Raw genomic sequence first — 11,849 nt, 5'->3', positions numbered from 1 at the left:
CCGGGCGGGCCCTCAGACGTCCAGCATGCGGCGCAGCAGGTCGCGCAGGGAGCGGCGCTGGTCGTCGGTGAGCGCGGCGAGCGGCTCGCGGGCGAAGTGCAGGCTCTCGCGCAGGTCCCGGGCCACCCGGCGGCCCTCCTCGGTGGCGGCGGCGACCTTGACCCGGCGGTCGGCCGGGTCGGGGCGGCGCTCCACCAGGCCGCGGGACTCCAGCCGGTCCACGATCCCGGTGACGTTCGACGGCTCGCACTTGAGCTTCTGGGCCAGCTTGCGCATGGGCAGCGGTTCCAGCGAGAGCAGGCTGAGCAGTCTGGCCTGCGGGCCGGTCAGCGTGTGCTCGCCCGCCGCCTCCTCGTAGTCCGCGTAGAAGCGGGCCACGACGTCACCGATCAGCTCGACCACTTCCAGAGTCAGGGCGTCGGGGCGGTGGGTCTTCGATGGGGTGGACATGCCCACCAGGATACCCGGTTACTTGACATCCTGAAATATTCAGGAGCATGGTTGTTTCAGGTACTGAAGTAAATGCCGTGACACGAAAGGCTCCGTCATGATCAACCGCGAGTGGCACCTGCTCAGCCGTCCCGTCGGCTGGCCGAAGCCCGAGGACTTCGCCCTCGTCGAGGAGGCGGTCCCGACCCCGGGCGAGGGTCAGGTGCTGGTGCGGAACAAGTACCTCTCGGTCGACCCGTACATGCGCGGCAGGATGAGCGCCGCCAAGTCCTACGTCGCCCCCTTCGAGCTGGGCAAGGTCATGCAGGGCGGCGCGGTCGGCGAGGTGATCGAGTCCCGTGCCGAGGGCATCTCCGTCGGCGACCACGTCCTGCACTTCTTCGGCTGGCGCGAGTACGCGGCCGTGGACGCGAAGAACGCCGTGAAGGTCGACCCGGAGGCCGCGCCCCTGTCGACCTACCTGGGCGTCCTCGGCATGACCGGTCTGACCGCCTACGCCGGCCTGCTGCGCACCGCCTCCTTCAAGGAGGGCGACATCGTGTTCGTGTCGGGCGCGGCCGGGGCCGTCGGCAGCCAGGTGGGCCAGATCGCCAAGCTCAAGGGCGCCTCCCGGGTCATCGGCTCGGCCGGCTCCGACGAGAAGGTCAAGCTGCTCGTGGACGAGTACGGCTTCGACGCCGCGTTCAACTACAAGAACGGCCCGGTCGCCGAGCAGCTGCGCCAGGCGGCGCCCGACGGCATCGACGTGTACTTCGACAACGTCGGCGGGGACCACCTGGAGGCCGCGATCGGCTCGCTGAACCAGGGCGGCCGGATCGCCGTCTGCGGCATGATCTCGGTCTACAACAACACCGAGCCCGCGCCCGGCCCGAAGAACCTGGCCCGTCTGATCCAGACCCGCGGCCGGATCGAGGGCTTCCTGGTCGGCGACCACTACGACCTCCAGCCGCAGTTCGTCCAGGAGGTCGGCCCGTGGGTCGCCTCGGGCGCGCTGAAGTACCGGGAGACCGTGGCCGAGGGCATCGAGAACACCCTGGAGGCGTTCCTCGGGGTCCTGCGCGGCGACAACATCGGCAAGATGGTCGTCAAGCTCTGACCTTCCCGCGGTTTCCGGCATGCGGTAGCTTCTTTCCGTAATCCGTCGTCGATCGTGGGCGCGAGTCGCGGCGGACCGAGGAGGAAGACAACCGCATGCCCATCACGCAGTCCGACGTCCTGTACACCGCCGTCGCCACCGCCGAGAACGGCCGCGACGGGCGGGTCGCCACGGACGACGGCCGACTCGACGTCGTCGTCAACCCGCCGAAGGAGATGGGCGGCAGCGGGTCCGGGACCAACCCGGAGCAGCTGTTCGCCGCCGGCTACAGCGCGTGCTTCCAGGGGGCGCTGGGGGTCGTCGCCCGGCAGGAGGGCGCCGACGTGTCCGGGTCCACCGTCACGGCGAGGGTCGGCATCGGCAGGAACGACGAGGGGTTCGGGATCATCGTGGAGATCTCGGCCAACATCCCGAACGTCGACGCGGCCACCGCGAAGGCCCTGGTCGAGAAGGCCCACCAGGTGTGCCCCTACTCGAAGGCGACTCGCGGGAACATCAGCGTGACGCTGGTCTGACCTTCGTCGTTCCTTACATCGGCAGCCGCATCCTTGGACGTGGGGTGCGGCTGCTGTTTCCGCCGGGGGCGTCCCCCTAGGAGGTCGTCAGCGCCGCTCGCTGGATCGCGGCCGCCAGTCTGTTGTTCTCCGCGGCCGCTCCGCCCGGGAACGCGAACCTGCGCCGCGTGTAGCCGTAGGCGAGGCCCGCGTGGGGGTCCGCGAAGGCCTGGACGCCGTTGGCGCCGCTGTGGCCCAGCGTGCCCGCGCCCAGGAACGGGTGCCAGACGTCGGCGGTCGCCTGGAAGCCGAGGCCGAAGGACTTGTGGGCGCGGGCCACCAGGTCGTACCCCGTGGAGTGGATCTGGGCGAACTCCGCCAGCGTGTCGCCCTTCAGCAACGGGGCCCTGCCGTCCACCTCGCTGATCATCGCCGCGTACATGCCCGCCAGGCCGCGTGCCGAGCCGATCCCGCCCACCGAGGCGGGTCCCCGGGCGCGGATCAGCCGCTCGTTCGGCAGGCCCTCCAGGTCGGTGGGCTCGGCGCCGTGCCGGTTGAAGGCGATCGATGCGAGGGTGTGCGGACCGGTCGGCACGGCGTCGAGCTGCGCCTGCTGGGCGGGCGTCGGGAGCATCGGCAGGACCGTGCGGAAGCGCGGCTCGTGCGCCTCCGGCAGCCCCAGACGGAGGTCGAGGCCATGGGGAGCGCGGACCCGCTCCTCGTACACCTCCTGGAGCGTACGGCCCGTCGCCCGGCGCACGACCTCGCCGGTCAGCGCGCCGATGACCAGCGCGTGGTAGCCGAACGCCGCGCCCGGCCGCCAGAACGGCCGCTGGTCGGCGAGGCGTTCGGCAATCATCCGGTCGTCGGCCAGCTCGGCCGGAGTGAACCCGGTGTCGGTGCCGACCAGCCCCGCGCGATGCGCCAGCAGGTCCCGCAGCGTCAGCGCGCCCTTGCCCTCGGCGGCGAACTCCGGCCAGTAGTACGTGACTTTGCGGTCCAGCTCCAGCGTGCCGTCCTGCACGAGCAGCGCCGCGACCAGATGCGCCGCGCCCTTCGTGGCCGAGTACACGGCGTACAGCGAGTCACCCGTCACGCCCGGGCCCGCCCACAGGTCCACGACCCGCCGTCCGTGGACGTACGCACACAACTGGCCCTCGTAGTCCGCCCGCTCCTCGGCGACGAAGGCCGCGAACTCCTCGCGCACCGACTCGAAGCCCTCGGCGACCGCGCCCTGGACGGTGATCTCCTGCGTCATCCGCTCTCCTCGACCGATCCGCTGCTCGCTGCTCCCCCTCGGCACAACGCCCTCCCTGACATCGGGCGTTCCGAAACCGGTACGGCGAGACGCGCCTGATCGACTCAACCCCCCTGAGGGCCGAGGGGTGTCACGGATGCCCCGGATGGCCGATGGCGCGGGGTGGCGGGGGTGCGCCGGGGCGTGCTCCACGTGCACACGGACGGAGCCGGACGCGGGCGGACGCGCTCAAGCGACCGCGGACGCCCTCAGGTGCACCACCACAGGAAGCGGTCGCAGGTCTTGGTGGGCGACGGCTCGGGCGGGGGCGCGGAGGTCGTCGGAGCCGCGGTCGGGGTGGCGGGCTCGCTGGGGGGCGGAGCGGCCGGGGTCGTCGGGGTCGCACCGGGGTCCGCGGTGGCCGACTGCTGCGCCGTGCCCGTTTCCGTGGCGGAGGGGGAAGCGGAATCCTCGTCCTTCGGGGACTTCGACGGGGAGGCTGAGCCCGAGGCGTCCGGGGAGGCGGAGTCACCCGCGCGCGGGGTGGCGCCGGACGTGGCCCCTATCGGATCGGCGGTGCGGTCCGGCGCGACGGAGGCGGCACCGCCGTCCGCCGAGGTGTCACCGGCCGGGGCGGGGGCGTCGCTGGAGAAGGGTGAGAAGGGCGCGTCCGTGCCCAGTTCCGCGAGGCTGAGCCCGCCCGCCGCGAGGACGAACCCGGCGGCGACCAGGACGGTGCGACGGCGCCGGCGGCGGTGCGCGGCGGCCTTGCGGTCGCGGCGGCTGCCCTCGGCCCCGCCCCGGGCCCGCCGGCCGGGCCCGCCGTCGGCATCGTCGGCCTCCGCCTCACCCGCTTCACCGGCCCCCGCCTCCGCCGGTTCCGGTTCCTCCGCCGGCTCCGGCTCCCCGGGGGCGTCCGGGCCGTCGTGCGGCTCCTCGTACGACTGCTCGTGCGGCTCCTCGTACGGCTGCTCGTACGTCGTCGGTGTCTGCCCGTACCCGTGCTCTTGCCCTTGCGCGTGCGCGCCCGGCGCGGCCGCGAGCCGGTCGGCCGGAGTTCCGCACCCCGGGCAGGCCAGGGCGCCATTGAGGTGCCGTCGGCACGGGAGGCAGTAGTTCATGACGCGGGAAGACTAGAGTCCGCGCGGTTCCGGTTCCAGGCGTCACTGTGAAGGTTTGGTGCGGAGTCGAAAGACTTCTCGAAAGCCTTGCCGAAACCGTTACCTGTTCGACCCATTGACACCCCTGCCGGACCATCCTTACTGTCACGCCAACATTTCGAACGTGTGACGAAATCTCGAACACCTGAGGGGCAACTGCCGTGCGCATCACCGGAATCAGCACGCACGTGGTCGGCACGCCGTGGCGCAACCTGACCTACGTCCAGGTGCACACCGACGAAGGCATCACGGGAGTCGGCGAGACCCGGATGCTCGGGCACACCGACGCGCTGATCGGCTATCTGCGGGAGGCCGAGGCCAACCACATTCTCGGATCGGACCCCTTCGCTGTCGAGGACCTCGTGCGCCGGATGAAGTACGGCGACTACGGCCGGGCCGGTGAGATCGTCATGTCCGGCATCGCGGTGGTCGAGATGGCGTGCTGGGACATCAAGGGCAAGGCGCTGGGCGTACCGGTGTGGCAGCTCCTCGGCGGGAAGGTGACCGACAAGGTCAAGGCCTACGCCAACGGGTGGTACACGACCGAGCGGACCCCGGAGGCCTACCACAAGGCGGCGCAGGGGGTCATGGAGCGCGGCTACAAGGCGCTGAAGATCGACCCCTTCGGCACCGGGCACTTCGAGCTGGACCACCAGCAGACCCTGTACGCGGTCTCGCTCATCGAGGCCGTGCGGGACGCGATCGGCCCGGAGGCCGAGCTGATGCTGGAGATGCACGGCCGCTTCTCCCCCGCCACCGCCGTCCGGCTGGCCAAGGAGATGGCGCCCTTCAAGCCGGCCTGGCTGGAGGAGCCAGTGCCGCCGGAGAACCTGAAGGCGCTGGAGAAGGTCGCGGCCAAGGTGGACCTCCCGGTGGCCACCGGTGAGCGCATCCACGACCGGATCGAGTTCCGCGAGCTGTTCGACAGCCAGGCGGTGGACATCATCCAGCCCGACGTCGGCCACATCGGCGGCATCTGGGAGACCCGGAAGCTGGCCGCGACCGCCGAGACGCACTACATGCTCGTCGCCCCGCACAACGTGGGCGGGTCGGTGCTCACCGCCGCCTCCCTCCAGGTCGGCTTCACCTCCCCGAACTTCAAGATCCTCGAGCACTTCAACGACTTCGCGGACGCCGAGATCAAGAAGGTGGTCAAGGGCGCGCCGCAGGTGAACCCGGAGGACGGCTGCTTCCACCTCTCCGACGCGCCCGGCCTCGGTGTCGAGCTGGACGTCGACGCGGCGGCCGAGTTCCCGCAGCAGCAGGCCCGCTTCGACCTGTGGGCCGAGGGCTGGGAGCAGCGCAAGCCGAAGGGCACGAAGTGAGCTCCCAGGTCCTGATCGAGGCGCCGGGCGTGCACCGGGTCGAGGCCCACACGCCCCGGCAGCCCGGTCCCGGCGAGGCGCTGGTCGCGGTGCACGCGGCCGGCATCTGCGGCAGCGACCGCGAGGTGTACCAGGGCAACCGGCCGGAAGGGTACGTGCGGTATCCGCTCACGCCCGGACACGAGTGGTCGGGGACGGTCACGGCGGTGGGTGCGGGGGTGCCGGGTTCCCTCGTCGGGCGCAAGGTCGTCGGCGAGGGCTTCCGCAACTGCCAGGTGTGCGAGCGCTGTCACGCGGGCGAGACCACGCTGTGCTCGGCCGGGTACGAGGAGACCGGCTTCACCCAGCCGGGCGCCATGGCCGCCACGCTGACCCTGCCCGCCCGGCTGCTGCACGTCCTGCCGGACGACGCCGACCTCACCGCCGCCGCGCTGCTGGAGCCGGCCGCCTGCATCGCGGCCGCCGCGCTGAAGGCGAACGCCCAGCCGGGCGAGCGGGTCGCGGTGGTCGGCACGGGCACGCTGGGCATGTTCGCCGTGCAGTTCCTGAAGGCGGTCTCGCCCGCGGAGCTGCTCGTGGTGGGCACGCGGAACGACCGGGAGGCGCTGTCCCGGCGGTTCGGGGCGAGCGACTTCCGGCTGAAGGACCAGCAGTTGCCCGACGACTTCGACGTGGTGATCGAGACCGCCGGGTCGGCGTCCGCCGCGCGCACCGCCGCCGCGCTGCTGCGGCGCGGCGGTCGGCTGGCCCTCACCGGGATTCCGGCGCCGGGTGCGGACGGGCTCGACCCGACCGATCTCGTCGTACGGCAGCTGGAGGTGCACACCGTCTTCGGGGCGCCGCCGGAGGCCTGGTCGCACACCGTGCGGGTGTTCGGCGCCGGGCTGCTGGACCCGTTGCCGCTGGTCACCCACGAGTTGCCGCTGACCGAGTTCCCGCAGGCCATCGAGCTCGTGGGGGCCGGCGATCCCAAGGTGGGCAAGGTGCTGCTCCGCCCCTGACCGTACGCCGGTCAGGGCGTGACCTGACGGCGCCCTGACCGGCGTACACCCAGCGCTCTTTCACACCCAGAGCCGCGAACCTTGTCCGAAATACCGAACACTCAGGACCCTAAGGACAGCTTGTGACCGACGCTTCCGCCCCGGCAGCCCGCAGGCCCGGCGAGCAGGTGCTCGCCGCACTCGGCCTCGGCGCGCCCGCCCTCGACCCCGCCGACGCCTCCGCCCACAGCTTCCCGGGCGGCGGTCGCTGGCGCACCGAGATCCCCTCGTGCGAGGGTCCCGAAGCGCTGGCGGTCGTCCTCAAGGAGGCCTCGCGCCTCGATGTGCCGATCCACCGGATCAGCCAGGGCAGCGGCGTGTGGATGCTCTCCGACGCCGAGATCACCGAGATGGTCGACGCCACCAACGAGCGCGACATCGAGCTCTGCCTGTTCACCGGCCCGCGCGGCACCTGGGACATCGGCGGCTCGGTGCGGTCCGACTCGCGGGGGGCCGGACTGCGCGCCCGGGGCCACGACGCCGTCGCCGGCTGCGTCGAGGACGCCGTCCGGGCCACCGAACTGGGCGTCAAGTGCCTGCTGGTCGCCGACGAGGGCGTGCTGTGGACCCTGCACCGGGCCCGCCAGGCCGGGATCATCCCGGCCGACACCACGCTGAAGGTCTCGGCGCTCATCGGCCCGGTCAACCCGGCCTCGTACGCCGTGTACGAGCGGCTCGGCGCCGACTCCGTCAACGTGCCCAGCGATCTGACGCTGGACCACCTCACCGAGATCCGCCGGGTCTCCGCCGCCCCCATGGACATGTACATCGAGGCGCCCGACGACCTCGGCGGCTACGTCCGGATGTACGAGGTCGCCGAGCTGATCCGGCGCGGCGCACCGCTCTACCTGAAGTTCGGTCTGTCCAAGGCCCCCGGCATCTACCCGTGGGGCACCCACCTGCGGGACGTGACCCTGGACACCGCCCGGGAGCGGGTCCGGCGCGGCCGGCTCGCCCTGGACCTGCTCGCCCGGCACGGCGCGGACGGCGACATGGCGCCGCTCGGCTCCCGACTGCCCGGGACGCTCCACCGCTTCCCGACCACCGCGTGATCCCTCTCAACGACGAGAAGAACAAGGACTGATTGCCATGCGCAACCGCAGAGCCGCCCTCGCCGCGATAGCCGGAGCCGCCTCGCTCGCCCTCACCCTCACCGCCTGCGGCCAGAGCGGCGAAGGTGGCAGCAAGGAGAAGTCGGGCGACGTCAAGGGCGCCACCATCGGCATCGCCATGCCGACCAAGTCCTCCGAACGCTGGATCTCCGACGGCAAGAACGTCGTCAAGGACCTGCAGGCCAAGGGCTACAAGACCAAGCTGGTCTACGGCGAGGACGACCCGGAGACCCAGGTCTCGCAGATCGAGAACCTGATCACCCAGGGCGTCAAGGGCCTGATCATCGCGGCCATCGACAACAAGTCGCTGAACAGCGTGCTCCAGCAGGCCGCGGACGCGCACATCCCGGTCATCTCCTACGACCGGCTGATCCTCGGCACCAAGAACGTCGACTACTACGCCTCGTTCGACAACGAGAAGGTCGGCACGCTCCAGGGCCAGTACATCGTGGACAAGCTCGGGCTGAGCAAGGGCAAGAAGGGCCCCTTCAACATCGAGCTGTTCGCCGGCTCCAACGACGACAACAACACGAAGTACTTCTTCGGCGGCGCCATGAAGGTGCTCCAGCCGTACATCGACAAGAAGCAGCTCGTCGTCAAGTCCGGGCAGACCCAGCTCAACCAGGTCACCACGCTGCGCTGGGACGGAACCACCGCGCAGAAGCGCATGGAGGACGTCCTCACCTCCGCCTACAAGAGCGGCCGGGTCGACGCGGTCCTCTCGCCGTACGACGGCATCTCCATCGGCATCCTGTCCGCCCTGAAGTCCGACGGCTACGGCTCGGGCAGCAAGCCGCTGCCGGTCATCACCGGCCAGGACGCCGAGCTGGCCTCGGTGAAGTCGATCATCGCCGGTCAGCAGACGCAGACCGTCTACAAGGACCTCCGCAAGCTCGCCGAGGTCGCCGCCACGATGATGGACGACTCCCTGAAGGGCAAGAAGCCCGAGGTCAACGACACCAAGACCTACGACAACGGGACCAAGGTCGTGCCCGCCTACCTGCTCCAGCCGGTGAGCGTCGACAAGAGCAACTACAAGCAGGTGCTGATCGACGGCGGCTACTACACCGAGGCCGACCTCAAGTAACCCGCCCGTTCCCAAGGATTGGAAGGCACGACCATGGCGGGACCCGTCCTGGAAATGCGCTCGATCGTCAAGACCTTTCCCGGTGTCAAAGCGCTGTCGGACGTCACCCTGACCGTCCGGCAGGGCGAGGTCCACGCCATCTGCGGGGAGAACGGCGCCGGCAAGTCCACCTTGATGAAGGTGCTCTCCGGCGTCCACCCGTACGGCAGTTACGAGGGGGACATCCTCTTCGAGTCAGAGACCTGCCAGTTCAAGGACATCCGGGCGAGCGAGCAGCACGGCATCGTCATCATCCACCAGGAACTGGCGCTGGTGCCGCATCTGTCCATCGCGGAGAACCTCTTCCTCGGCAACGAGCACGCCACGCGCGGGCTCATCAACTGGCGCGAGACCCTGCGCCACGCCACCGAGCTGCTGCGCCGGGTCGGTCTGGACGAGCACCCGGAGACCCGGGTCGCCGACATCGGCGTGGGCAAGCAGCAACTGGTCGAGATCGCAAAGGCACTGTCCAAGCAGGTGAAGCTGCTGATCCTGGACGAGCCGACGGCGGCCCTGAACGACGAGGACAGCGACAAGCTCCTCGATCTGATCCTGGAGCTGAAGAACCAGGGCATCACCTCGATCATCATCTCCCACAAGCTCAACGAGATCCGCAAGGTCGCCGACTCGGTGACGATCATCCGGGACGGCCGGTCCATCGAGACCCTCGATGTGAAGGCGCCGGAGACGACCGAGGAGCGGATCATCGCCGGCATGGTCGGCCGCGACCTCGACCACCGCTTCCCCGAGCGCACCCCGCACCAGCCTGAGGTGGGCGCGGCACCGGCGCTGGAGATCCGCGGCTGGACCGTGTTCCACCCGATCGACCAGCAGCGCAAGGTCGTGGACGACGTGTCGCTGAACGTGCGCCGCGGCGAGATCGTCGGCATCGCGGGCCTGATGGGCGCGGGCCGCACCGAACTCGCGATGAGCGTCTTCGGGCGGACCTACGGCCGGTACGCGGCCGGCACGGTCCTGAAGGACGGCACGGAGATCCGTACGAAGACCGTGGCGGAGGCGATCGGGCACGGCATCGCGTACGTCACCGAGGACCGCAAGCACTACGGCCTGAACCTCATCGACACCATCAACCGGAACATCTCGCTGACCGCGCTGGACAAGGTCTCCAAGCGGGGTGTGGTGGACGAGCACGGGGAACGGCAGGTCGCCGAGGGCTTCCGGAAGTCCATGAACATCAAGGCGCCCACGGTCTTCGAGCCGGTGGGCAAGCTCTCCGGCGGCAACCAGCAGAAGGTCGTCCTCAGCAAGTGGATCTTCGCGGGTCCCGACGTGCTGATCCTCGACGAACCGACCCGCGGCATCGACGTGGGCGCCAAGTACGAGATCTACACGGTCATCGACCAGCTCGCCGCCCAGGGCAAGGCGGTCGTCTTCATCTCCTCCGAGCTTCCCGAGCTGCTCGGCATGTGCGACCGCATCTACACGATGGCCGCCGGGCGGCTGACCGGTGAGGTGCAGCGGGCCGAGGCCACGCAGGAAGTGCTGATGCGCCATATGACGAAGGACAAAGAGGTAACGCGATGAGCACGGATGTGACCGCCAAGAGCCCGGCCCCCGCGCCGCCGGGCAAGAGCGGACCGGCTGCCGACGGGGGACTGCTCGGCCTGATGCTGGCCGGTCTGCGCCGCAACATGCGCCAGTACGGCATGCTGATCGCGCTCGGCCTGATCGTGGTCCTCTTCGCGATCTGGACGGACGGGGACCTGCTGCTGCCGCGCAACGTCTCCAACCTCGTGCTGCAGAACAGCTACATCCTGATCCTCGCGATCGGCATGATGCTGGTGATCATCGCCGGGCACATCGACCTGTCGGTCGGCTCGCTCACCGCGTTCGTCGGCGCCTTCGCGGCCGTGCTGACCGTGCAACACGGGATCTCCTGGCCCATCGCGCTGGTGCTGTGCCTGGTGGTCGGCGCGGTCGCCGGCTCGATCCAGGGCTATCTGATCGCCTATCTCGGCATACCGTCCTTCATCGTCACCCTCGCCGGGATGCTCCTCTTCCGCGGCCTCACCGAGATCCTGCTCAAGGGGCAGACCCTCGGCCCGTTCCCCGACGGTCTGCAGAAGCTCGGCAACGGCTTCCTGCCCGAGGTCGGCCCGGACACCAACTACCACAACCTCACCCTGTTGCTCGGGCTCGTCCTGATCGCGGCCGTGGTGTGGCAGGAGTTCCGGGACCGCCGCCGCCAGCAGGAGTTCTCCCTGGACGTGCTGCCGACCCGGCTGTTCCTGCTCAAGCTGACCGCCCTGGTCGCCGCGATCCTCGTGCTCACCCTGCTGCTCGCCAGCTACAAGGGCGCCCCGATCGTGCTGATCATCCTCGGCGCGCTGGTCGTCGGCTACGGCTACGTCATGCGCAACGCGGTCTTCGGCCGGCACATCTACGCGATCGGCGGCAACCTGCCGGCGGCCAAGCTGTCCGGTGTGAAGGACAAGAAGGTCACCTTCTACGTCTTCCTGAACATGGGCGTGCTCGCGGCCCTGGCGGGTCTGGTGGTCGCCGCCCGCCTGAACGCGGCCTCGCCGAAGGCGGGCGTCAACTTCGAGCTGGAGGCCATCGCCTCCTCGTTCATCGGTGGCGCGTCCATGAGCGGCGGTGTCGGCACCGTCCTCGGTGCCATCATCGGCGGTCTCGTCCTCGGCGTGCTGAACAACGGCATGAACCTCCTCAGCGTCGGCACCGACTGGCAGCAGGTCATCAAGGGCCTCGCCCTGCTGGTGGCGGTCGGGTTCGACGTGTGGAACAAGCGCAAGTCCGGTTCGTAAGCGCCCAGAAAACGGAGCCGCAC

11 protein-coding genes are annotated in these 11,849 nt (G+C 70.0%); 8 read left to right on the top strand and 3 right to left on the bottom strand.

Annotated elements, in window-relative coordinates; all coding sequences use genetic code 11:
• Nucleotides 1-12: 12 nt before the first annotated feature.
• Nucleotides 13-450: a MarR family winged helix-turn-helix transcriptional regulator gene (locus OO52_RS30225; protein ID WP_030649515.1), complete on the bottom strand. Its 438-nt coding sequence runs from the start codon at nucleotides 448-450 to the stop codon at nucleotides 13-15.
• 97 nt (nucleotides 451-547) lie between these two features.
• On the opposite strand from OO52_RS30225, the gene OO52_RS30220 reads away from it, so the two are divergent.
• Entirely contained in the window at nucleotides 548-1,546 is a 999-nt protein-coding gene (locus tag OO52_RS30220) for an NADP-dependent oxidoreductase (protein WP_030649518.1), read from the top strand.
• A gap of 95 nt (nucleotides 1,547-1,641) precedes the next feature.
• Nucleotides 1,642-2,061 carry an organic hydroperoxide resistance protein gene (locus tag OO52_RS30215; RefSeq protein ID WP_030649521.1) on the top strand — a complete coding sequence of 140 codons (420 nt, stop codon included), beginning with the start codon at nucleotides 1,642-1,644 and terminating at the stop codon, nucleotides 2,059-2,061.
• Nucleotides 2,062-2,137: 76 nt separating this feature from the next.
• Here OO52_RS30215 and OO52_RS30210 read toward each other — a convergent pair whose 3' ends face one another.
• Nucleotides 2,138-3,298 carry an EstA family serine hydrolase gene (locus OO52_RS30210; protein ID WP_030649523.1) on the bottom strand — a complete coding sequence of 387 codons (1,161 nt, stop codon included), beginning with the start codon at nucleotides 3,296-3,298 and terminating at the stop codon, nucleotides 2,138-2,140.
• Between the two features lie 248 nt (nucleotides 3,299-3,546).
• Nucleotides 3,547-4,398 (bottom strand): SCO2400 family protein, encoded by an 852-nt coding sequence (locus OO52_RS30205; protein ID WP_030649525.1) that lies wholly within the window; start codon nucleotides 4,396-4,398, stop codon nucleotides 3,547-3,549.
• A gap of 200 nt (nucleotides 4,399-4,598) precedes the next feature.
• Between OO52_RS30205 and OO52_RS30200 the strand changes: the two genes are divergently transcribed.
• The 6 genes from OO52_RS30200 to mmsB all read left to right on the top strand — a co-directional run bounded on the left by OO52_RS30200 (nucleotide 4,599) and on the right by mmsB (nucleotide 11,826).
• Nucleotides 4,599-5,762, top strand: coding sequence for a mandelate racemase/muconate lactonizing enzyme family protein (locus tag OO52_RS30200; RefSeq protein ID WP_030649528.1), 1,164 nt, complete (start codon nucleotides 4,599-4,601; stop codon nucleotides 5,760-5,762).
• On the top strand, nucleotides 5,759-6,763 hold the full coding sequence (locus tag OO52_RS30195) for a zinc-dependent alcohol dehydrogenase (protein ID WP_030649529.1): 1,005 nt from the start codon (nucleotides 5,759-5,761) through the stop codon (nucleotides 6,761-6,763). Before OO52_RS30200 ends, OO52_RS30195 begins: the two co-directional genes overlap by 4 nt.
• Nucleotides 6,764-6,885: 122 nt before the next feature.
• Complete coding sequence (locus tag OO52_RS30190; RefSeq protein WP_030649531.1) at nucleotides 6,886-7,854, top strand: hypothetical protein; 969 nt, start codon at nucleotides 6,886-6,888, stop codon at nucleotides 7,852-7,854.
• 37 nt (nucleotides 7,855-7,891) lie between these two features.
• Nucleotides 7,892-9,001: a multiple monosaccharide ABC transporter substrate-binding protein gene (gene chvE / locus OO52_RS30185; protein ID WP_030649533.1), complete on the top strand. Its 1,110-nt coding sequence runs from the start codon at nucleotides 7,892-7,894 to the stop codon at nucleotides 8,999-9,001.
• A gap of 33 nt (nucleotides 9,002-9,034) precedes the next feature.
• Nucleotides 9,035-10,585: a multiple monosaccharide ABC transporter ATP-binding protein gene (gene mmsA, locus OO52_RS30180; RefSeq protein ID WP_030649536.1), complete on the top strand. Its 1,551-nt coding sequence runs from the start codon at nucleotides 9,035-9,037 to the stop codon at nucleotides 10,583-10,585.
• Nucleotides 10,582-11,826 carry a multiple monosaccharide ABC transporter permease gene (gene mmsB / locus OO52_RS30175; RefSeq protein ID WP_030649538.1) on the top strand — a complete coding sequence of 415 codons (1,245 nt, stop codon included), beginning with the start codon at nucleotides 10,582-10,584 and terminating at the stop codon, nucleotides 11,824-11,826. Before mmsA ends, mmsB begins: the two co-directional genes overlap by 4 nt.
• Nucleotides 11,827-11,849 lie beyond the last annotated feature (23 nt).

Source organism: Streptomyces flaveolus (assembly GCF_000716535.1).
GTDB lineage: Bacteria > Actinomycetota > Actinomycetes > Streptomycetales > Streptomycetaceae > Streptomyces > Streptomyces flaveolus_A.
This window is presented reverse-complemented; position numbering and strand designations above follow the sequence as displayed.